A 20346-nucleotide genomic window follows, 5' to 3' on the forward strand; every position below is an offset into this window, starting at 1 on the left:
GTAGTCTGCTTCCCATCCTTGTGGTTTACCCCGCAGATCGTTCGCCGCGGTTGCAGGCCGATCATAAAACGTTTTATGCTCGGCACATCATAAAACGTTTTATGACCGTTCGCGTGCGATCCCGAATGACGGGATGCGCACGTGGAACGAAAAACGGAGACCGGCGTGGCGCGCGAGGAATTCGACTACATCGTAGTGGGCGGCGGCGCTTCGGGTTGCGTCACGGCGGCGCATCTCGTGACGAAAGGCGGCTATCGCGTGCTGTTGCTCGAAGCCGGGCATTCGCATCATCACCCGCTGCTCGACATGCCGCCCGGCATCTTCAAGCTCATTCACGGCAGCAAGTACATGCGGTATCACACGACCGTGCCCCAGCCGCATCTCGACGGCCGCGCGCACGAAATTCCGCAGGGCAACGTGCTGGGCGGCGGATCGTCGGTGAATGCGCAGGTGTACATGCGCGGCCGGCCGGCGGACTACGACGCGTGGGACGCCGTGCTGCGCGACAATGCCGATGCCGCTGACTGGAGCTGGAACGCGGTGTTGCCGCACTTTCGCGCCATCGAAGGCAACGAGCGCTTCAACAACGACCGCCATGGCGTGGACGGCCCCGTGCTGGTGTCCGATCCCGGTCACGTGGACGTCTTCTCGCGCTGGTTCGTGCAGACCGTGCAGGCCTTGGGCGAGCCGTTCAATCCGGATTTCAACGGCCCGTCGCAGCGCGGCGTCGGCTACTACCAGTTCACCAATCGCAACGGGCGCAGAAGCAGCGCCGCCTATGCGTTCATCGAACCGCTGGCGCAGGACAGCCGTCTGACAGTCAGGCTCAATGCGGACGTGTCCCGCGTGATCATCGAGAACGGCGTGGCGACGGGCGTGGCCTACCGACAGAGCGGCGTCGAGCACATCGTTCATGCGCGTGGCGAGGTGATCGTCGGCGCGGGCGCGCTGGTAACGCCGAAGCTGTTGATGCTCTCGGGTCTCGGCGCGGCCAGGCATCTCGCGGAGCACGGCATTGCGTGCCGTGCGGACCTGCCGGGCGTGGGCGCGAACCTGATCGACCATCCCGAAGTGCCGATGACGGCCATCGCTCGCGGCAGGCACGGCTATTACAAGCAGGGCGAAGGCTGGCGCATGCTCAAGAACGGCCTGCAATTCCGCCTGTTCGGCACCGGCCCGATCCTGACAGCCGGCTTCGAGGCAGGCGCGTTCGTCAATCCACTGGACCGCGATGCCGAACCGACCATCCAGGCCTTCGCCATTCCCATCGTCTATCTCGACCGCCAGGCGCATGGCGCGTTGCAGGACACGTATGGTTTCACGATCACAACGGTGCTCGTCAAGCCGAAGTCACGCGGCTACGTGAAGCTGCGTTCGGCCGATCCTTCCGCGATGCCGCTCGTGTCGCCTCATCTGCTGAAAGACGACGACGACATGCGCCGCATGATCGCTGGACAGCGCTTCTTTCTCGATGCCTTCAGGACCGAACCGCTCGCACAACGGCTGACGCGCATCGCGATGCCCGAGCGCGAGGACGACGACAGCCTGCGGCAGCACTGCAAGCGCTTCGTCAAGACCAACTATCACCCGGCGGGCACATGCCGGATGGGCGCGGACCGCGATCCGCTGGCCGTGCTCGACGCGCGCCTGCGCGTGCGCGGCGTGATCGGCCTGCGCGTTTGCGACATGTCCGCGGTGCCCGACATCAATGCAGGCAACACCAATGCGCCCGCGATGATGCTGGGCACGCGCTGCGCCGCGTTCATCCTGGAGGGCGACCGGTCGCGCTCGAACGCTGGACAGGCCGTTGATGCCGCGTATTGAAGCAGCGCGGACACGCAGACTTTCATTCAACCCGAGGCTAGCCCATGGCGATCATCCGTGAAGTCCAGAGCGATTACTTCCGCGTTCCCCTGCCCGTGCCGCTCTCCGACAGCACGCACGGTCTGATACCGAACTTCGAACTGGTCACGATCCGCGTGCGCGATGCGGACGGCGCGGAAGGCGTCGGCTATACCTACACGGTGGGCCGCAACGGGCGCGCGGTGCAGGCGGTAGGGCTGGAGATCGCGGAACTGGCGCGCGGACACGACGCCGATCTTGCCGAAGCGCTTTGGCAATCGGTCTGGTGGGCGCTGCATTACGGCGGCCGTGGCGGTCCGAGCGTGCTGGCGCAATCGGCGTTCGACATGGCGATCTGGGACCTGAAGGCCAAGCGCGCGAAGCTGCCGCTCTGGCGCATGCTCGGCGGCTTCGATCCGAAGGTGCCGGTCTATGCGGGCGGCGTGGATCTCGACTTCCCGCTGGAGCAGTTGCTGAAGCAGGCGGAGACCTTTCTCGACAAGGGCTATCGCGCGATCAAGATGAAGGTGGGACGCAAGATTCTCGCCGAAGACGTCGCGCGCGTGGCCGCCATGCGCGAGTTGCTGGGCGAAGGCTTCCCGCTGATGGCCGACGCCAACATGAAATGGTCCGTCGACGAAGCCATCCGCGCGGCGCGCGCACTCACGCCGTTCAATCTGGTGTGGCTGGAAGAGCCGATCATCCCCGACGATGTCGCCGGTCATGCGCGCATCGCGACCGAAGGCGGCCTGCCCATCGCCACCGGCGAGAACATGCGAACGATCTGGGAATTCAGGCAGATGATCGAGCAAGGCAAGATCAGCTTCCCCGAACCCGACGTGACCAATTGCGGCGGCGTCACGCCGTTCATGAAAATCGCGCATCTCGCCGAGGCGCACAACCTTCCGGTCACTTCGCACGGCGCGCACGACGTGACCGTTCACCTGCTCGCCGCCGCGCCGAATCGCTCCTATCTGGAAGCGCATGGCTTCGGCATCGAGCATTACATCGCCGAGCCGTTGAAGATCAACGAAGGCTTTGCCATCGCGCCGGAACGGCATGGGCATGGCATCGAATTCGACTGGCAGAAACTGGCCGCGTTGCCTGCTTGAAGCAGGCTCGGCCCATCAGGAGACAGGACAATGAGCTTCGCCGCACTGGAACGACTGGGCATTCCGCTCAACAGCGTGTTTATCAATGGCGCCTGGACCGCCTCGGATTCCACGGAAACGATCGAGGTCCATAACCCGAAGAACGAGTCCGTCGTCGCGACGGTCTGCAAGGGTTCGCCGGGCGATGCTGAGCGTGCCGTCGCCGCCGCGCGTGCCGCCTTCCCGGCGTGGGCCGCGCAATCGGCCATTGCGCGTGCAGGTCTGTTGCAGCGCTTCGCCGCGCTCATCGACGAACACGGCGACACGCTCGCCGAACTGCTCGTGTCCGAGCAGGGCAAGCCGCTTGCGGAAGCGAAGATCGAAGTGGGCTTCACGAGCCTGCTGCTGCGCCATGCCGCCGAAAGCGCGCGCTGGATAGAAGGCGAAATCCTTCCCGGCGATGCCCCGCGCGAACAGGTCTGGATTCAGCGCGTGCCGTTCGGTGTGGTCGCCGCGATGACCGCATGGAACTTCCCGGCCGCGCTGTTCGCGCGCAAGGTCGGCCCGGCGCTGGTGGCAGGCAACACCATCGTGCTCAAGCCGCACGAGTTCACGCCGTTGAGTTCGCTCTATCTCGCCGAGCTCGGCGCGCGCGCGGGACTTCCGAAGGGCGTGCTGAATGTCGTGCTGGGCGCAGGGCGCGAAGTCGGCGCGCATCTGGTCACGCATGCGCACACGGATCTGGTGTCGCTCACCGGCAGCGTACGCGCGGGCGGCGAGATCTATGCGGCCGCCGCGCCGCAACTGAAACCCTTGCGGCTCGAACTGGGCGGCAAGGCGCCGTTCATCGTGATGGACGATGCCGACATCGACGCGGCCGTGACCGCCGCGATGGCGTCGAAGTTCTTCGCGGGCGGCTCGGTGTGTACGTCGAATGACCGCATGTACATTCACGAGCGCGTCTACGACACGTTCATGGAGAAGTTCCTGAGCGCGGTGGGCGCGCTGCGCGTCGGCGATCCGATGACCGACGTGCAGATCGGCCCGCGCATCAGCAAGGGCGAAGTGGAGAAGCTCGAACGCATCGCCGCCACGGCTGCCGAACAGGGTGCCACGCCGCTGTTGAAGCACGAAGGCCCAGCCGGTCTCGATGCGCGCGGCAACTGGTTCCTGCCGACCATCTTCTCGGTGCCCAGCAACGACCTGCGCATCATGAAGGACGAGACCTTCGGCCCGATGGTCGCCGCCCTGAAAATCTCCGACTTCGACGAAGCACTGAAGTACGCGAACGAGTCCGACTACGGCCTCTCCGCCTATGTCTTCACGCAGAGCAACGCGCGCATCATGCGCTGCATCGGCGAACTCAACTTCGGCGAGATTTACATCAACCGGCCCGGCGGCGAAAGCGTGCACGGCTTTCACACGGGCTACAAGAACAGCGGGCTCGGTGGCGAGGACGGCCGGCATGGCATCGAAGGCTTCATGCGCAAGAAGACCATGTACAACCGCTTCGGCTGAACGCGCCTCACGCGCCCGTCAGATAACCGCCGTCCACGGGCAAGGTGGTGCCCGTGATGAATGCAGCGGCCGGCGACGCGAGAAACGTCGTCGCGCCCACCAGATCCTCGGCCTCACCCCAGCGTTTGAGCGCGCTGCGCGCCGCGATCTTGTCCGCCTTCGCCGGGTCTTGCCACAGCGGCTTCGTCATGTCCGTGCGATGGTAGCCCGGCGCCACCGCATTGACGCGCACGCCCGCCGGTCCGAACGCATGCGCCAGCGCGCGCGTCAGCCCGACGATGCCCGACTTGCTCGCGCAATACGCGGGCACGTCGGCGTCGGCCATGAAGCTCAGCATCGAGGCGATGTTGATGATCGCGCCGCGCCGGGCCTCGAGCCGGTCGCGCGCCGCCATTGAAAGACGCATCGCCGCGCTCAAGTTCACGTCGAGCACTTCCTGGAACACCGAGTCCGTGTATTCGTCGGCGGGACGCGCGACGCCTGCGGCATTCACCAGCACGTCGAGTTCATCCAGTTGCGCGACGAAGTCCACGATGTCGCCGGGACTGCGCACGTCGAGCTTCTCGAAACGGATGCCCTCAAGCGTCCGGTCCGCGCGCAGAGCCGCGAGCTTTGCATCGGAACTGCCCGTGGCGATTACCCGCGCCGAGAGCGCCGCGAAGCCGCTTGCAATCGCCAGGCCGATACCGCTCGTCGCGCCCGAAACGAGCACCGTCCTGCCTTCGAAAAGTCCTGCGCGAAATGCCTGTTCCATGTCGTCGTCCTCGTTCAAAGGGTGGTAGCGGGTTCGGCGTGATCCATCAGCGCGGCATAACGGTCCATCGCTTCGAGTGCGGCGACAACCATGCCGGGATGCACCGGATACGGCTCGTTATGAATGATCTCGCCCGCGCGGCACGCACGCTCCGCGACGCGCAGCAGCGCCGCGCGGTCAGTCGCGTCCACGTGGATGTCGGCGAGACGCGTCGGCAGACCCACCGCCTTGCAGAACGCGAACACGCGGCGACGTTCGCTGTCGGCGCACGGCCACAAGAAAAGCGAAGCCAGCGTGCCGATCGCCACTTTCTCGCCATGCAGGACGCCATGCGTGCTGTCGAGCTGCGCCAGTCCGTGATGGATCGCATGCGCCGCCGCAACGCCGCCCGACTCGAAGCCAATTCCCGACAGCAGCACGGTGGCCTCCAGCGTCGCATCGAACGCGGGCGTCACCGTCTTGCGTTTGCAATCGGCGACGGCATCGACGGCATGCGCGAACAGCGTATCGCGGCACAGCCGCGCGGCCTCGAAGGCGAGCGCAGTGCCCACGCCGCCGCACAGATTGCGCGCGCCGGAGCGCCGGCAGGCATCGGCTTCGTAGAAGGTCGCAAGGGCGTCGCCGATCCCCGCGATGAAAAAGCGCACCGGCGCCGCAACGATCAACGCGGTGTCGAGCAACACGAGATCGGGATTGCGCCGCACGAAGCGGTCGCGCACCACGCGCCCTTCCTCGTCGTAGATGACGGCGAGCGCGGAACACGGCGCATCCGACGCCGCGATGGTCGGCACACAGACAAACGGCAGCCGCAGATCGTCCGCCGCCGCGCGGCCGATATCCACGACCTTGCCGCCACCGAACGACACGACGATATCCGCGCCGCATTGCCTGACCCACGCGGCGGCATCGGCGATGGCGCGTTCGGTGCAGGCGGCGTCCTGCTTGCGCATCTGCACGCGCACGCCGTCCGTCTTCGCCAGCGCGGGCTCGAGCAACGCGGCAACGCTGCTGTCCACAAGACACGCCGCGTGCTTGCCGAGCCGCGCGAGTTCCGCGCCGAGTTGCTCGAGCGCGCCCGCGCCCTGCACGTAGCGCGACGGAAAGATACTGGTTCTAGGCATGATCGTCCGTCTGTCCGGAGAGGGAGAAATCAGTCAGGCCGAGCGCCCGCGCCAGTTCGTGCGGCGTGAACACGATCTGAGCCTGCGGCGGAAACAGCGCGGCGCCTGCTTCGTCAGGCGGCCAGCCGAGCACGCGCATGTTCGCGGCGATGGCCGCACGCGCGCCGGTCGGACTGTCTTCGACGACGGTCACTTCAGCGGGCGATGCGTGCATCAGCCACGCGGCGCGCTCGTAGGGCTCGGGGCTGGGCTTGCCCATGCGCACGTCGTTGGCGCTCACGGTCACGAGCTGCGGCGCTTCGAGACCGAGCGCGCGCAGATTCGCTTCGAGCAGCATGCGCGACGCATTCGACACGATGCCCTGCGCAATGCCCGCCCGTTGCGCGGCGCGATACACCTCCAGCGCACCCGGACGCGGCACGAGATGCGGCGCGCCGTCGAGATAGGCGCGGGCGCGAAACGCCGACCACGCGGCAAACGGCGTGGACAAACCGAAACGCTCGCAGCACAGCGCATGCACTTCGCGCCCGGTCTTGCCGAAGATCAGCGGATGCATTTCGTCGCCCGCTTCGATGCCATGTTCCGCCAGCACCGCGATCAAGGTGTGCAGATGCAGCGCCTCGCTTTCGGCGAGAGTGCCGTCCATGTCCCAGAGAATGGCTTTGATCATCGTGTGGGTTCTTGAGAGTCGAGGGCGAGCCGGTCGAGGTCGTCGTAGAACTGCTGCGCGTTCACGTACAGGCGCTCGAAGATCGGCATCATGCGGTCGTAGGTGTCGCTGGCGCGCTCGTCGGGGAGCACTTCCTGCTCGAAGCTCACGAACGCGTCGACGGCATCCGCGAGACGCGCGAACTGTCCGTGCGCGGTGGCGGCGAGAATCGCGCAGCCCGTCACGCCGCATTCCACTTGCGTGGGCACCAGGATCGGCGTGCGATACATGCTCGCCTTGATGTTCAGCCAAAGCGACGCCTTCGCGCCGCCGCTCGCCGCCACGAGCCGTTCCATCTTCGCGCCGTCCGGCTGAAGCAGCGCGATATGCCGCCGCACGCCGAACGCGACGCCTTCCAGCACCGCGCGATGCAGATGCGCCAGTCCATGCTTCGCCGTGATGCCGAAGAACTGCGCGCGCGAGTTGGTGTGCTCGCCGAGACGCTCGCCGGTCAGGTACGGCAGGAAGAACAGCCCTTCGGCGCCCACGGGCGCGCTCGCCGCCTTCTGCGCGACGCTTTCGTAAGACAACGCGTTTTCGTGGAAGGCACGGCGCGCCCAGCGCATGGCATCGCCGCCGGAATCGAGCAGCATGAAGCGGCCCCATGAGCCGTCGCAGGTCACGAGGTTCGATACTTCGGGATGCAGCATCGGCGTATCGGCGATGACGGTGATGATCGACGACGTGCCCGTGATGTCCGACGCCTGGCCTCCGCCATAAACACCCGAGCCCAGCACCGACACCGGATAGTCCGCGCCGCCGACCAGCACCGGCGTGCCTTCGCGCAGGCCGGTCGCGGCCGCGGCTTCCCTAGTCACGGCGCCGAGCAGGTCGAGCGGCGCGCGGATCGGCGCGAGCTTCGCCGCATCGAGTCCGAGCAGGTCGAGCATGTCGCGGGACCACGTGCGCGTGACCGGGTCCATCAGGAAGCTCGTCGATGCATCGCTCCAGTCGCAGGCGCGCTCGCCGGTCAGGCGGAAGTTCACATAGTCCTTCGGCATGAACACCGTGGCCGCGCGTTCGTAGGCCTCCGGATCATGCTCCTTGATCCATTGGAGCTTGAAAGCGGGCCACGCAGGCGTCGCGGGATTCGCGGTCTTGTGCAAATAGCTTTGTGCAGCATGCCGCGCACGAAACTGCGCGACATGACCGAAAGTGCGCTTGTCGTTCCAGAGCGGCGCGGTGTCGCGCGTGAGCTGTCCGTCGGCGTCGATCAGCACCGTGCCGTGCATCTGCCCGCACGCGCATACCGCCACGACGTTTGAGGCCGCGCCGGGCACGCTGTCGAGCGCCTGGCGGATGGAACGCGCCGCGCCCGCCCACCAGTCCGCCGGACGCTGCTCCGACCAGCCATAGCGCGGCACGATCTGCTCGTGCTCATGCGCCGCGATGTGCCGCACCACGCCGTGCGAATCGACGAGCGCGGCGCGCACGCTGCCCGTGCCCACGTCGATTGCGAGATAAAACTTCTCCATGTCATTCATCCAGTCGTGCGCGCCGAAGGTCCGCAGGTCCGATTCGCCACGCGCAGCCGGTCTGCGCGCGGTGTACCGACAGTGCGCCGTATTCACGTTCAATGTCGATGCGTGCGTCGATTGCCTCAGGCGCGAGCGTATTGAAATCGAACAAACCGTGATGATGCGCGATCAACTCGGGAATGTGCGCAGCGCGTGCGAGCTCCACGGCTTCGTCGAGCGTGAAATTGCCCGGCACGCCATTGCCGCTGCGCGTGGCGTCGCGGCCGTTCACCGGCAGCAGCGCGACATCGGGTGCGGCTTGCCGCACGTGCTCGTGCAACTGCGCATACGGCACGCAATCGCCCGAATGATAGAGACGCACGCCATGCAGGTCGATCACATAGCCGAGCCACGGATGACGCCCCGCTTCATCCGTATCGAACGTTTCATGCGCGGACGCAATCGGCGAAACCATGCAACCGTCGAAGAGCCGCACGCGCTGTCCCGCATCGACCGCAATCAGCCGCTCGCGACCCGCGCCGGTGCGCCTGAGCGCTTCATCGAGCGATGCTTCCGGCACCACGAAGCGCAGCGACGGAAAGCGTTCCGCCAGCGGTTTCAGCGTGCCGGGGTCCATGTGGTCCGTATGCCGATGCGTACACAACACGGCATCGAGGCGGTCGAAGTCATGCGGCGCGATGGGCGCGGGCATCATGCGCTCATGCGGAAAACGTGTGCCGCGATACTTCTGCGTGAGCGAGTCCGACAGATACGGATCGATCAGCAACCGTGCTCCGTGCGTCTCGATGACGAAGCCCGCCTGGCCCAGCCAGTACAGCACGACCTCACCCGCGCGCGGCGCGTGACGCGCATCGGCGAGACGCCTGGCGAGCGGTGTATCGAAGGATTCGGCGTGCATCACCAGCACACGTAGCCGCCGTCCGCGAGCACGATGGCGCCCGTCATCAGGCTCGCCGCATCGCTGGCGAGGAACAGCGCCACGGAGGCCACCTCGTCAACACGTCCGAGGCGGTTCATCGGCGTGCCGCCCACCCAGTGGCGATACATCTCCTCGTTCTCTTTCTTGTACACGTACTGGTTCATTTCCGTGTCGATATAGGTCGGCGCAACCGCGTTCACGCGCACGCCGCGCGCGCCCCATTCGGCAGCCAGCGAGCGCGTCAGATGATGCACGCCCGCCTTCGACGCGTTGTAGTTCGCCTGTTCCTGCGGCCGGTTGACGATGAAGCCCGACATCGAGCCGACATTCACGATGCTGCCGCCGCCGTGCTCCAGCATGCTCTTGCCGAACGCGCGGCAGGCGCGGAACACGCCGTTCAGGTTCACGTCGATCACGCGATCCCACACTTCATCGCTCATGGTTTCGGCGGGATGATTCGAGATCGCGATGCCCGCGTTGTTGACGAGCACGTCCACGCGTCCGTGACGCGCGACCACCGCATCGTTGACGCGTTGCGCGGCGGTGGGATCGGTGACATCGAACAACTCGCCTTCCACCTGCGCGCCCGACGACGTCAGTTTCGCGAGCGCTTCGTCCAGCGCCTTCGCGTCGAAGTCCGTCAGCACGACGCGCGCGCCCGCTTCGGCAAGCGCTTCCGCAATCGCGAAGCCGATGCCGCGCGCCGCGCCGGTCACGACCGCGATCTTGCCGTCGAGCCGGAATTTGTCCATGTACATGTTCAGCGTCCCCTTCATGACGAGTGCTTTACGAGGTTGTGCGCGGCGCAGGCTTGCCCGCCTCGGCGGCGATGCGGCAGATTTCATCGAAGGCCGGACCGCTCGACGCAATCTCCCGATGAAACACTTCCGCAATCACGCGTGTCCAGCCATAAATGAAGTAGGTCCAGCCGTCTTCCACCTGCAAGCGCCGCTCGCGCTCCTGCGCGCGCGCCTGATCGAGAAACACCAGGTCGCCGCGATAGTTCAGGTCCCACGCGATGGCGCGTTCGGGAAACACGGCCGCATCCGTCAACGGCGAACCGGGCGCGTCCTTGCCCAGCCCGGTCGCATTGATGACGAGGGCGCCGGGAGACAAGCGCGCGAGCACCGCGTCATTGTCCTCGGGACGCGGCGCGGTCACGTATTCGCACGGCACGCCGAGATCCAGTTCGCGATGGATGCGTTCGATTTCCTCCAGCCGCCCCGCCGATCGGTTCGACACGATCACCTTCGACGGCCGGTCCGCGCCACGGCTACGCTGCATCAGATGCCAGGTCAGCGCGATGGTCGAACCGCCCGCGCCCATCGAGAAGACTTCCGCGCCGGTCGACGCGAAACGCCCCGGTGGCAAGAAGCCATCGAGCGCGAAGCCTGACGTGATCGGATCCTTGGCGTGGCAGATGAACTTGCCGTCGCGCTTCGAGAGACAGCTCGTCTCGCCCATGATGCGCGCGTAGTCGTCGATCTCGTCGAACAGGTCGCGGCAGGCCGCATACAGGTCGATCTTGTGCGTCGTGACCAGCGCGCCGAGCGAGAGCGGATCGTCGCGCAGGAAGCGCACCGCTTCCCGATACGCTTCCGGGCTCGAATGCGGCTTGAAGTCGATGCCTTTGATCTCGACATCCCCCAAACCCAGATGCTTCGCCCATGCGGGAAACACCCGCATGATCGAACTCTGCGCCGTGGTCACGCCAATGAAATAGAAGGTCGGCCGGCGCGCCGGCTCGTATGTCGTCGTTGCAACCTGGCTCATCGCGGGGCTCCTTCGCTCGCGCGCTCGATCAATTGGTCGATGTCCGCGCCACTGCGCGCCACATACGCCGGGTTGGGCTCGGTGCGATAGCCGCCCGCGCCGTCATCGACGACGCGCAGTTTCATGCCATTCGACTTCTCGATGATCGCGTAGTCCTGGCCCGAATCGGCGGGATAGCAGAACAGCATCACGAAGTCCTCGCCGCCGAGATTCACCGAACGGTGGATCCAGCGCGGCGGCACATAGCACACCGTGTTCGCGCGTATCTCGATGATGCGCGTGTCGCCATCGGGCGATTCCATCAGCATCAGCCCCGTGCCCTTCAGGCCGAAGTACAGCTCCGGCCGGTCGATGTTCGCGTGGATATGTCCGCGCGTCATGAAGTACTCGTTGCCCACCTTGCCCGGGCTCATGCGTGTCACGCCGGTAATGAGATCGCCGGGCGCCGCGCTCGGGCGATGGTCGGTCACGTCGTACACCACATCGTCTCCGCGCTGGGCCGCGAGCGCAGCGAAGGCGGCGGCGTCGGCATAGAGGCCGTCGAGATCGCGCAGATGCTTCCGGTAACGCGTATCCGTGCCGTCCATGAGGCCGGTCTCCAGATCGACGTCGAATGCTCGGGGTTCAGGCCAGCTCATGAGGCGCTCTCCAGGATCAATGTCCCGCCGATTCTAACGTTACTTTTAGTAAAGTTAAAAGATAAGTTTTTGAGTTTTATGACCGGGTTTTCCCCGATAAATTGCTGCTTCACAGCACGCAAACGCTAGTGATACGATCTGTCAACGTTCACATAACTAACGATTCTGGCTGACGCAAGGGCAGCAACGACGCCCCCCGTCCGGAGACATTCATGCACGACTCAGATTTGCCCGCGGCAGTGGTGGCGCTGCATGAGGCGCTCGGCACCGGCATCGTGACGCTGCCCGCCGATTTCGCCGGCCGCAAGCACGCCGACTGGAGTCGCACGCCGAGCGCCGATCCGATCGCGTTGATCCGGCCGCGCACGACCGAGCAAGTGGCTACCGCGCTGCGCATCTGTCATGCGCACCAGCAAGCGGTAGTCACGCAAGGCGGCTTGACGGGCCTCGCGGGCGGCGCATGCATGCTGGGCGGCGAAGTCGCGCTGAGTCTGGAGCGCATGACCGGCATCGAAGAGATCGATGCCGTGGGTGCTGCGATGACGGTGCTGGCCGGCACGCCGCTGCAAACCGTGCAGGAAGCCGCCGATGCGGCCGGCTTCATGTTCCCGCTCGATCTCGGTGCGCGCGGCAGCGCCACCATCGGCGGCAATCTCGCGACCAATGCGGGCGGCAACCGCGTCATCAAGTACGGAATGATGCGCGAACAGGTGCTCGACCTCGAAGCGGTGCTGGCGGACGGCACCGTGGTCGGCGGCCTGCGCAAGATGATCAAGAACAACACTGGCTACGACCTGCGCAATCTGTTGATCGGCAGCGAAGGCACGCTCGCGGTCATCACGCGCGCGGTGTTGCGGCTGCGTCCGAAGCCGCGCGCCGTCTCGACCGCATTCTGCGGCGTGAGCAGTTACGACGCCGTGACCGCGCTGCTGCACGCCGCGCAGGCGCGTCTGCCCGCAGGCGTCTCGGCATTCGAAGTGATGTGGCCGGGCTATTACGACTTCGTGCTCGACCGTCTCCCGGAACTGCGCGCGCCGCTCGAAGAACGGCATGCGTATTACGTGTTGCTGGAGAGCAGCGGCGCGGACCCGGCACGCCAGGCGGAAGCCTTCGAGGACTTCCTCGGCGACATGCTCGAAAACGGCGTGATCGCGGACGCGGCGCTGGCCGCGAGCGAAGCGGACGCCGCTGCGTTCTGGGCAATCCGCGACGCGCCCGGCGAGTATCCACGCCTGATCCCGGGGCGCGTGTCGTTCGACGTGGGCTTTTCGATCGCCGATGTCGGCGAGGCCGCGCGTCATGCAGAAGCCAGGCTGCGCGAGCAGTGGCCGCGCGCAACGATCCTCATCTACGGCCATCTCGGCGACGGCAATCTGCATATCGTCGTGCAGGAACCGGACTGGCCCGCCGATACCGCGCCGCGCGTACAGGCCGTGGTGTATGGCGTCACGGCGGAGTTTGGCGGCTCGGTGTCGGCGGAGCATGGCATCGGGCTCAAGAAGCTCGGCGTGATCGCGCTGTCTCGCACGCCCGCCGAACTCGCCGCGATGCGCGCGGTGAAACACGCGCTGGACCCGCTGAACCTGCTGAATCCCGGAAAGCTGCTTCCGGCCTGACCCGCTTCACTCGACAAAGCAGCAGTCGATCACTCGCATCACACCCGCGCGCTCGCGCTCATAAAGGAGGAGACATGTCCCGAGTCATGAAGAAAGCAGCCGGCGCCATCGCACTTGCGGTTGCGGCCATTGCGCTGTCGTCGTCCGCGTTCGCCGCCGACAAGATCAAGGTCGGCATCTCGATGAAAGTACTCAACGCGCCCTACTTCGCCGCCGCGATGGAATCCGCCAAGGCACGCGCGACCGAACTGGGTCAGGACGTCATCGTGGCCGACGCGCAGGGCAAGATGCAGAAACAGATTTCCGACGTGGAAGATCTCGTGACGCGCGGCATCAAGGTGCTCATCATCGATCCCGCCGATCCGAAAGGCCTCGTCAACGCGGTGAACGCCGCGACCGCGGCCGGCGTGAAAGTGGTCGTGATCGACAGCACGCTCGACCCGAAGGCCAACTATCTGACGCTGGTGCAGTCGTCGAACCGCGAGAACGGGTCGCTGGTCGGCCAGTGGGTCGTCAACACGATGGGCGACAAGCCGCTCAAGATCGCGCTCATCTCCGGCGAAAAGGGCAACCCGGTGGGCAAGGAACGCCGCGACGGCGTGCTCGAAGGGATCATGGAAGCGCAGCTCGCGAAGACCGGCAAGGTCAACGTGCAGGTGGTCGGGCAAGGCTGGGGCAACTGGTCCGACGAAGGCGGCCTGAAAGCGATGGAAGACCTGCTGGTCGCCAACAAGGACATCAACATGGTGCTCGGCGAGAACGACAGCATGGTCCTCGGCGCGCGTCGCGCGATCGAAAGCGCGAACCGCCAGGGCATCACGCTGGTGGCGGCAGCCGACGGCCAGAAGGAAGCGCTCGCGCTCATCAAGCAGGGCAAGTACGGCGCCACCGCGCTCAACGACCCGGCGCTGGTCGCGCGGACGGCCGTGGATATCGGCGTGAAGGCGGCGCAAGGTCAGGCCGTGAGCGTGCCGAAGATTTCCTATACGCCTTCGGCCGTCATCAGCAAGGACAACGTCGACAAGTTCTACAACCCGAAGGCGATCTTCTAAAGCCGGACCGACCGCACGCTGCGCGCGCCGTCATGCGCGCGGCGTGCTGGAGTGGAGAACCCATCATGCTTCCGTTTATCGCTCTCTCGGGCATCGCCAAGCGCTTCGGCGGCGTGCACGCCATCGAGGGCATCGACTTCGACGTCCACGCGGGCGAGGTCCATGCGCTCGTCGGCGAGAACGGCGCGGGCAAGTCCACGCTGATGCGCGTGATCGGCGGCGGCCATCAGGCGGATGCAGGCACGATTCGCGTCGAAGGCCGCGAGATCACGTTCCGCAATCCGCATGCGTCGCTGGCCGAAGGCATCGCCGTGATCCATCAGGAAACCGCGCTCGCGCCCGATCTCTCGGTGGCCGAAAACGTGTTCCTCGGTGCGATGCCCGCCGTGCTCGACTGGCGCACGCTGCGCATGAAAGCCCGCGCGCTGATCGAGAGCCTCGGCTTCGAGATCGATCCGGCCGCGCTGGTTGAAACGATGTCGGCGGCGCAATGCCAGGTCATCGAGATCGCCAAGGCGCTGAGCGGCACGCTCAAGCTGCTGGTGCTCGACGAACCGACCGCCGCGCTCGCGCCATCGGACGCGAATCGTCTGCTCGATATCGTGCGTGACCTGAAAGCGCGCGGCGTGGGCATCGTCTATATCTCGCACCGGCTGGAAGAAGTCTTCGCGATCGCGGATCGCATCACCGTGCTGAAGGACGGCAAGCGTGTCGATACCGTCACACCCGGCGACATCACGCGCGACGAACTGATTCGCAAGATGGTGGGCCGTCCGCTGTCCGTGCTGTTTCCCGAACGCCATGCGACGCTCGGCGCCGAAGTGCTGAAGGTCGAAGGGCTGACGCGCGGCCGCGCCGTGCAGGATGTGTCGTTCTCATTGCGCGCCGGCGAAGTGGTCGGTCTGGGCGGGTTGATCGGCTCGGGACGCACGGAAGTGGCGCGGCTCATCTTCGGTGCGGATATGCGCGACGCGGGGCATATCGAACTGAAGAGCAAGCCGCTCCATGCGCGCTCGCCGATGGCCGCCGTCCGCGCGGGCATCGGCTTCGTGCCGGAGGACCGCAAGGGCCAGGGCGCGGTGCTCGGGATGCCGATCCGCATCAACGCGACGCTCGCCGCGCTCGATTCCGTGAGCGGTCCGTTCGGCTGGCTGGCCTTCCGGCGCGAGCGCGCGGCAGTGGCCAAGCTGATGGACGCGCTGCGCATCAAGGCCCGCTCGATGGATGCGGATGTCTCCACGCTATCCGGCGGCAATCAGCAGAAGGTCGTGCTGGCGAAGTGGTTCCACGCCGACGGCGATCTCATCATCCTCGACGAGCCCACGCGCGGCGTCGACGTGGGCGCGAAGGTCGAGATCTACACGCTCGTCAATCAGCTGGCGGAACGCGGCAAGGCCGTGCTGGTGATCTCGTCGGATCACCAGGAACTGATGGGCCTGTGCGACCGCATCCTCGTGATGGGCGAAGGCCGCATTCGCGGACAACTGAATCCCGATGACTACAGCGAGGAACGGATCCTCGCGCTGTCGCTGCAACGCGAGGCCGGCGAAGCGCCCTCGCTCACTCATACTCATGCGGAGATGACATCATGAATCAAAGCGCCGCCACGCCGGAATCGTCCAATGCGCGCACGCAGCGCGCTACGGCCGCCTCATGGTGGACCGCCGCGCGCCGCTTCAATACGGTCGCGATTCTTCTCGTGCTCGTGATCGCGGCCTCGTTCGTATCCAGCGACTTTCTCTCCGTGCCGAACCTCGCCAACATCTCGCGGCAGGTCGCGGGTGTCGGCATCATGTCGGTGGGCATGCTGCTCGTCGTGCTCACAGGCGGCATCGATCTTTCTGTAGGATCCGTCGCCGCGCTCGGCAGCGTGCTGTGCGCGCTGCTGATTCCCGAACACGGTTTGTGGTTCGCGCTGCTCGCCACGCTTTTGACCGGCGCGCTGTGCGGCTTCGTCTCCGGCGCGCTCGTGGCGTGGTTCCGGCTCACGCCGTTCGTCGTCACCCTCGCGATGATGACGGTCGCACGCGGCATCGCGCTGATCGTGTCGAACGGCTCGCCGATTCTCGTCGACGATCCCGGTCAGGCGCTGCTCGACTTCGGCCGTCATTCGTATCTCGGCATTCCGGGTCCGACGCTCGTCATGCTGCTGGTGTTCATCGGCGGCGGCATTGCGCTGAACCGGCTGCGCGCGGGCCGCGTAGTGCGCGCGATCGGCTCCAACGAGGAAGCCGTGCGTCTCTCCGGCGTGCCGGTCGCGCGGCATGTGCTCGGCACCTACGTGGCGTCGGGCGTGCTCGCGGCAATGGCCGGCATCATCTCGACCTCGCGCGCGGGCGTCGGCGCGCCGACCGTCGGCGTGGGCGACGAACTGACCGTGATCGCGGCAGTGGTGATCGGCGGCGCGAGTCTCGCGGGCGGCAAGGGCGGCGCGCTCAACACGCTGATGGGCGTGCTGATTCTCGGCGTGATCGGCAACATCATGAATCTGGCGAGCGTGCCGGGCTATCACCAGCAGGTGGTGATGGGCGTCATCATCGTCGCGGCGGTGCTGTCGCAGCGCGGCGGCGGCTTCTGGCGCCGTTTCTCGTTCCGATAAACTGTTCCTTTCGCGTGACCCCGCCGGCCGCGCTGCCGTTGAAGCCCGCGCGTCCGGCGTCCTTCAAAGGAACATCGAGTGTCCGACATCAACGTTCTCGAACTGATCGACCGCGCACGGCCGGGCCTGAAGCGCGGCAGCCGGCAGGTCGCCGAGTTCATCCTCTCGAATCTCGATACCCTCCCCGACCTGAGCCTCGCCGAACTCGCGCGGCTCGCCAACGTCAGCGAGCCGACCGTGCTGCGCTTCTGCACGACGCTCGGCTGCAACGGCTTTCGCGACTTCAAGATCCGCGTCGTGCAGAGTCTCGCGCTCGGCGCGCCCGCCGCGCACTCGGTGCTCGCCAACGACGACTCGCCCGAGGCCGTCGCCACCAAGATCTTCGACTACACGATCACGAGCCTCGACTGGGCCCGCAAGAAGCTCGATTTCGCGGCCGTGGGACGCGCGGTCGATCTGCTCGCGAAGGCGCGGCGCATCGAGTTCTTCGGCTTCGGGGCGTCGGGCATCGTCGCGCAGGACGCGCAGCAGAAGTTTCCGTTGTTCGGCGTGCCGTGCGTCGCGCATCAGGATTCGCATCAGCAGTTCATCGCGGCCTCGATGCTCCAGGCGGGCGATGCGGTCGTGGCCATCTCGAACACGGGATCCACGCGCGGGCTGATCGAGATCGCCCGCACTGCGCGCGAACGCGGCGCGGGCGTGGTCGTCATCACCGGCTCGGACAGCCCGATCACACGGTACGCCGACGTCGCGGTGATTGCCGAGACGCTCGAAAACACCGATGTCTATACGCCGACCACCTCAAGGCTGGCGGCGCTGGTCGTCATCGATATTCTCTCGACCAGCGTGGCGCTCAGGCGCGGCGAGAACCACACGCGTGACGTCATGCACATGAAGAAGCGGCTCGCGCATCTGCGGGCCACGGGGGAGATTTGAGGTTATCGCTCAGACCGCCTCGCGGGCGCTGGCGCCCAAGGTAGGCCGGTCTTCCTTGCGGCGCGTGCGCTGGATGCGCCCGTAGGCCAGCAGCGCGATGCCGCCCAGGATGACCAGCGCGCCGAGCACCATGAAGCCCGACATGTACGAGCCGGTGGACTGATACAGCATGCCGACCAGGAAACCCGCCAGCGTGCCGCCGCCGCCCGCGCCGATGCCGTTGATGATGCCCGACGCCGGCCCGATCGCATGCGGCTCGATAGTGGATTGCAGGATCGACCAGATGTTCGGTGTATAGCTGCTCGCGTAGTAGCCGAGCGCGATGGTAATGAGCGCGAGCTTGCCGTAGCCGCTGTGCACCATCGGCAGCAGCATCATCAGCACGCCGGGAATCAGCAGGCCGAGCGCGGCGATCAGCACGCGCTTGCCGGTGCGGTCGGAGAGCCGCGACATCGGCACGGCGAGCAGGACGGCAGCCACGTAGGGCAGCGAACTCGCAACCGCCTGCGACATGCCCGTGAAGCCCACCGACTGCACCGCGAGTGGAATCCACAGCGTCACGCCCCAGAACAGCATGCCCTGCGTGATGTAGCTGACCAGCAGGAGCAGGAAGGCGGGGCCGCCGAGCGCTTCGAGCGTCAGCCTGCCCGACGCATTCGCCGACGGCGGGGTGCGATACGGCGCTTCGCTTTCGGGCTTCAGCATCTTCATGTAGAGCGGCACAATCACGACGAGGCCGAGTCCGCCCATGAGGAAGAACATCGAGCGCCAGCCGAACGCGTGATAGATCGGCGTGAGCACGATGAAGCCGAAGGCCAGCGCCAGATACTGCCCGTAATACTGGATGATCGCATTGGCCTTGGTGCGTTCGCTGGGCGCAAACCACGCCTTGGCGAAGCGCGACTGCTGCGGCCAGTACACGCCTTCAGCGACGCCGAGAATCAGGCGGCAAGCGAGCAACACGGCGAGCGAACTCGTAAAGCCGACGAACACCGTCGCGGCGGACCACAGCGCGAAGGTCCAGATGACAACCGGCTTCGGATCGAACTTGCGGGTCAGGATGCCGCCGAGCACGTTGGACAGCGCGTAGCCGACGAGGAAAATGGTCAGCGCGAGGCTCGCGGTCACGGCGAAGCGCGGGCCCGAAAAGCCCATGTCCTGCGCAACGGATTGCAAGCCGACCGAAAGCGTCGTGCGGTCGAGATATGCAACGCACAGTCCAAGCATCAACGAACCGCCGACGCTCCACCATTTCGAATCTTTCATGTGTTGTCTCCCCTGCTGTCTTGTGGCTTACGCATCCGGATCGAGCCGCGCGTTGATCGCAATCGCCAGAATGATGACCACGCCGCTGATGGCATCCTGAATATGCGGCGACACCAGCAGGATATTCAGGAAATTGCTCAGTGTCGCGAGAAACAGCACGCCGACGAACGCATTGCGGATCGAGCCCTTGCCGCCCGCGAGACTCACGCCGCCCACGACCACCGCAGCAATCGTGCCGAGCAGGAAGTTGTCGCCGGAGGTCGGCGCGACCGAACCCGTGCGCGCGAGGAACAGGAAGCCCGCCAGTCCCGACAGCAGGCCGGACAGCGTATAGATGGCCACCGTCGTACGTTCGACCGCGATGCCCGACAGACGCGCGGCGCGGGCATTGCCGCCGAGCGCATACAGCACCACGCCCAGCTTGCTGCGCGCCAGCAGGACGCCGAGCACCGCGGTCAGGACCAGGAAGATATAGACCGGCACTGGCAGAGTGAAGACGCGTGTCGCGCCGAGATCGGCGAAGAAGGCATCGGGGTTATAGATGGGCGCGCCGCCCGTGAAGAGCATCGATACGCCCGACAGCACCAGCGCCATCACCAGCGTGGCGATGAACGCGGGAATGCGCAGCACGACCACCATCAGCCCGTTGAGCAGGCCGACCCCGGCCGCGCCGATCATCGCGATCGCAATGGCCGGCAGGAAGCCGACATACGGCAGCGCGTTGGACATGCTCATCTGCTGCTGCAACTCCGACCCCGCGCCGCCCATGAAGATGGCGGAGGCGACCATCAGCGCGACGATCGACAGGTCGATGCCGCCGGTGAGCATCACCAGCGCCTCGCCGAGCGCGAGCACGCCGATGACCGAACTCTGGAACAGGATGTTCGAGAGATTGCCGGGTTCCATCAGGCGGCCGCGCGACACCGCCGTGCCGACGATCAGAAACAGCGCGAACACCACGACGATTGCGTTCTTGCGCACCAGCGCGGAGCGCCACCACGGTTCCTGCGCGGCTTGAGCCAGGCTGGTCATGT

General features: G+C 65.9%; 18 protein-coding genes. 8 read left to right on the forward strand and 10 right to left on the reverse strand.

Translation table 11 applies throughout. The features are described from left to right. Positions 1-141 precede the first annotated feature (141 nt). Genes QCE88_RS38055 through QCE88_RS38065 form a run of 3 tightly spaced genes read left to right on the forward strand, consistent with a single transcriptional unit; the run spans position 142 to position 4451 of the window. Positions 142-1824, forward strand: a complete 1683-nt coding sequence (locus QCE88_RS38055; RefSeq protein ID WP_309910873.1) for a GMC family oxidoreductase N-terminal domain-containing protein — start codon at positions 142-144, stop codon at positions 1822-1824. A 44-nt stretch (positions 1825-1868) separates the two neighbouring features. Next, a complete protein-coding gene (locus QCE88_RS38060) occupies positions 1869-2954 on the forward strand; it encodes a mandelate racemase/muconate lactonizing enzyme family protein (protein WP_309910875.1) in 1086 nt (361 codons plus the stop codon). 30 nt (positions 2955-2984) lie between these two features. Continuing rightward, positions 2985-4451 (forward strand): aldehyde dehydrogenase family protein, encoded by a 1467-nt coding sequence (locus QCE88_RS38065; RefSeq protein WP_309910876.1) that lies wholly within the window; start codon positions 2985-2987, stop codon positions 4449-4451. Positions 4452-4458: 7 nt separating this feature from the next. Here the strand turns inward: QCE88_RS38065 and QCE88_RS38070 are convergent, their stop codons facing one another. From QCE88_RS38070 to QCE88_RS38105, 8 genes are read right to left on the reverse strand one after another with little or no spacing between them, the layout of a single operon-like run. Beyond that, entirely contained in the window at positions 4459-5205 is a 747-nt protein-coding gene (locus QCE88_RS38070) for an SDR family oxidoreductase (protein WP_309910877.1), read from the reverse strand. Positions 5206-5219: 14 nt separating this feature from the next. Beyond that, complete coding sequence (locus QCE88_RS38075; RefSeq protein WP_309910879.1) at positions 5220-6326, reverse strand: glycerol dehydrogenase; 1107 nt, start codon at positions 6324-6326, stop codon at positions 5220-5222. Then, positions 6319-6996 (reverse strand): HAD family phosphatase, encoded by a 678-nt coding sequence (locus QCE88_RS38080; RefSeq protein ID WP_309910881.1) that lies wholly within the window; start codon positions 6994-6996, stop codon positions 6319-6321. The genes QCE88_RS38075 and QCE88_RS38080 overlap by 8 nt, the downstream gene beginning before the upstream one ends. After that, positions 6993-8510, reverse strand: coding sequence for an FGGY family carbohydrate kinase (locus QCE88_RS38085; RefSeq protein WP_309910882.1), 1518 nt, complete (start codon positions 8508-8510; stop codon positions 6993-6995). Before QCE88_RS38085 ends, QCE88_RS38080 begins: the two co-directional genes overlap by 4 nt. Position 8511: 1 nt before the next feature. Next, positions 8512-9411 (reverse strand): MBL fold metallo-hydrolase, encoded by a 900-nt coding sequence (locus QCE88_RS38090; protein WP_309910883.1) that lies wholly within the window; start codon positions 9409-9411, stop codon positions 8512-8514. Further along, positions 9411-10208: an SDR family NAD(P)-dependent oxidoreductase gene (locus QCE88_RS38095; protein WP_309910884.1), complete on the reverse strand. Its 798-nt coding sequence runs from the start codon at positions 10206-10208 to the stop codon at positions 9411-9413. Before QCE88_RS38095 ends, QCE88_RS38090 begins: the two co-directional genes overlap by 1 nt. 10 nt (positions 10209-10218) lie before the next feature. After that, positions 10219-11205, reverse strand: a complete 987-nt coding sequence (locus QCE88_RS38100; RefSeq protein ID WP_309910885.1) for a shikimate dehydrogenase — start codon at positions 11203-11205, stop codon at positions 10219-10221. Next, positions 11202-11843 carry a glucose-6-phosphate isomerase gene (locus QCE88_RS38105; protein ID WP_309910886.1) on the reverse strand — a complete coding sequence of 214 codons (642 nt, stop codon included), beginning with the start codon at positions 11841-11843 and terminating at the stop codon, positions 11202-11204. The genes QCE88_RS38100 and QCE88_RS38105 overlap by 4 nt, the downstream gene beginning before the upstream one ends. 212 nt (positions 11844-12055) lie before the next feature. On the opposite strand from QCE88_RS38105, the gene QCE88_RS38110 reads away from it, so the two are divergent. The 5 genes from QCE88_RS38110 to QCE88_RS38130 all read left to right on the forward strand — a co-directional run bounded on the left by QCE88_RS38110 (position 12056) and on the right by QCE88_RS38130 (position 18046). After that, complete coding sequence (locus QCE88_RS38110) at positions 12056-13459, forward strand: FAD-binding oxidoreductase (RefSeq protein ID WP_309910889.1); 1404 nt, start codon at positions 12056-12058, stop codon at positions 13457-13459. Between the two features lie 74 nt (positions 13460-13533). Further along, on the forward strand, positions 13534-14511 hold the full coding sequence (locus QCE88_RS38115) for a substrate-binding domain-containing protein (RefSeq protein ID WP_309910890.1): 978 nt from the start codon (positions 13534-13536) through the stop codon (positions 14509-14511). 65 nt (positions 14512-14576) lie between these two features. After that, positions 14577-16103 (forward strand): sugar ABC transporter ATP-binding protein, encoded by a 1527-nt coding sequence (locus QCE88_RS38120; RefSeq protein ID WP_309910891.1) that lies wholly within the window; start codon positions 14577-14579, stop codon positions 16101-16103. After that, positions 16100-17110 carry an ABC transporter permease gene (locus QCE88_RS38125; protein WP_309910893.1) on the forward strand — a complete coding sequence of 337 codons (1011 nt, stop codon included), beginning with the start codon at positions 16100-16102 and terminating at the stop codon, positions 17108-17110. Before QCE88_RS38120 ends, QCE88_RS38125 begins: the two co-directional genes overlap by 4 nt. Before the next feature lie 78 nt (positions 17111-17188). Further along, entirely contained in the window at positions 17189-18046 is an 858-nt protein-coding gene (locus QCE88_RS38130; RefSeq protein WP_309910894.1) for an SIS domain-containing protein, read from the forward strand. Between the two features lie 9 nt (positions 18047-18055). On the opposite strand, the gene QCE88_RS38135 is transcribed toward QCE88_RS38130, so the two are convergent. Both QCE88_RS38135 and QCE88_RS38140 read right to left on the reverse strand, forming a co-directional pair. Next, on the reverse strand, positions 18056-19312 hold the full coding sequence (locus QCE88_RS38135) for an MFS transporter (RefSeq protein WP_309910895.1): 1257 nt from the start codon (positions 19310-19312) through the stop codon (positions 18056-18058). A gap of 27 nt (positions 19313-19339) precedes the next feature. Further along, positions 19340-20344 (reverse strand): ABC transporter permease, encoded by a 1005-nt coding sequence (locus QCE88_RS38140; protein WP_309910897.1) that lies wholly within the window; start codon positions 20342-20344, stop codon positions 19340-19342. Positions 20345-20346 lie beyond the last annotated feature (2 nt).

Origin of the sequence: Caballeronia sp. LZ035, assembly GCF_031451175.1 — a bacterium.
Taxonomy (GTDB): domain Bacteria; phylum Pseudomonadota; class Gammaproteobacteria; order Burkholderiales; family Burkholderiaceae; genus Caballeronia.